General features: G+C 75.1%; 3 protein-coding genes. 2 read left to right on the plus strand and 1 reads right to left on the minus strand.

From position 1 onward, the window contains the following. Nucleotides 1-39 precede the first annotated feature (39 nt). Nucleotides 40-681, plus strand: coding sequence for a chromate transporter (locus C667_RS22885; protein ID WP_004388506.1), 642 nt, complete (start codon nucleotides 40-42; stop codon nucleotides 679-681). Then, the gene (locus tag C667_RS22890) at nucleotides 678-1,226 is read left to right on the plus strand and encodes a chromate transporter (RefSeq protein ID WP_004388508.1); all 549 of its coding nucleotides are present in this window, start codon (nucleotides 678-680) and stop codon (nucleotides 1,224-1,226) included. The genes C667_RS22885 and C667_RS22890 overlap by 4 nt, the downstream gene beginning before the upstream one ends. Before the next feature lie 19 nt (nucleotides 1,227-1,245). Here the strand turns inward: C667_RS22890 and C667_RS22895 are convergent. Further along, nucleotides 1,246-1,483, minus strand: a 238-nt coding sequence (locus C667_RS22895) for a DUF1850 domain-containing protein (protein WP_039922958.1), incomplete at its 5' end; no start/stop codon positions are given.

Below are 1,483 nucleotides of genomic sequence, written 5' to 3' on the forward strand. Positions count from 1 at the left end.
CGGCGCGGCACCGGCAGCGGGCCACCACCCGGAGACCCCATGAACCCGCCCCCCCGCGACGCCGGGCCCGCAGCCGGACCCGAAGCCGGCGCGCTCGCACGCCCCGCCTCGCCGCTCGCGCTCTTCATCGCCTTCAGCGTACTCGCGCTGCAAGGCTTCGGCGGCGTGCTCGCGGTCGCCCAGCGCGAGCTGGTCGACCGCCGCGGCTGGCTGAGCCGCGCCGAGTTCATCGAGCTGTACTCGATCGCGCAGATGCTGCCCGGGCCCAACGTGGTCAACCTGTCGCTGATGATCGGCGACCGCTACTTCGGCTGGCGTGGCGCGCTCGCCGCGATCGGCGGCATGCTGCTCGCCCCCTTCCTGATCGTGATCGCGCTCGCCGCGAGCTACGAGCGACTGGCGGAGTTCCCCGCGGTCGCCGGCGCGCTGCGCGGCATGGGCGCGGTGGCGGCCGGGCTGATCCTGGCGATGGCGGTCAAGATGCTCGGCACCCTGCGCGGCAACCTGCTCGGCCCCTGGCTGTGCGCCTTGCTCGGCCTCGCCGCACTGGTGGCGATCGCGGTGTTCCGCCTGCCGCTGGCGTGGATCGTGATCGGCCTCGGCCTGCTCGGCTGGGGCCTGGCGCGCTGGCGGGTGGCGGTGCTCGACGCGCGCGCCGCGCATGGGGAGGAGGGACGATGAACACGCTGCCGGCGGGCGACCTGCTCGCGCTCTTCCTGCACTTCCTGACCCTGTCGCTGCTGTCGATCGGCGGCGCGATGTCGACCGCGCCCGAGATGCAGCGCTACTTCGTGGTCGAGCGCGGCTGGATCGGCGAGGCCGACTTCACCACCGCGATCGCGCTCGCCCAGGCGGCGCCCGGACCCAACGTGCTGTTCGTGCCGGTGCTCGGCTTCCAGGCCGCCGGCCTGCCCGGCGCGGCGGCGGCGCTGGTGGGCATCCTGCTGCCCTCGACGCTGCTCTCGCTGGGGGTGAGCCGCTGGGGCTCGAGCCGGCGCGACACGGCGCTGGTGCGCGCGTTCACCGCCGGGCTCGCGCCCGTCACCGTGGGCCTGGTGTTCGCCACCGGCTGGCTGCTCACCCTGCCCTTCCTCGGCGACCCGGCGCACCGCAACGGCGCGCTGGTGCTGATCGCGCTGACCGCGCTGGTGACGCTGCGGACGAAGCTGGCGCCGATCTGGATGATCCTGGTCGGCGCGCTGCTGGGCGCCGCGGGGATCGCCTGAGGATCGCCGCGGGGGCGGCTCAGGGCGCGGTGTCGCCAATCGGGCAGGCGCGCAGCTCGGTGACGCCGCCATCGGAGGCGATCAGCGCGGACAAGGACTTGCAGGGCTCGCCGTCCGCGCACCACTCATAGTCGGCGGTATAGGCCGAGCGCGTGAGGCGCAGCACGGCGTGGCGGGTGCGCGGGTGCCACTCCCAGGCGCCGTCGCGCAGCACCGCGCCTGCCGCCGGCTCCATGCCGGCGCCGTGGCCGCGCACG

The sequence above is a fragment of the Thauera phenylacetica B4P genome, assembly GCF_000310225.1.
In the GTDB taxonomy this organism is placed as follows: Bacteria; Pseudomonadota; Gammaproteobacteria; order Burkholderiales; family Rhodocyclaceae; genus Thauera; species Thauera phenylacetica.

Excerpts from the sequence above, each read along its gene's own strand:
- C667_RS22885 (WP_004388506.1), top strand. The coding sequence starts at position 40 with ATGAACCCGCCCCCCCGCGACGCCGGGCCCGCAGCCGGACCCGAAGCC.
- C667_RS22890 (WP_004388508.1), top strand. The coding sequence starts at position 678 with ATGAACACGCTGCCGGCGGGCGACCTGCTCGCGCTCTTCCTGCACTTC.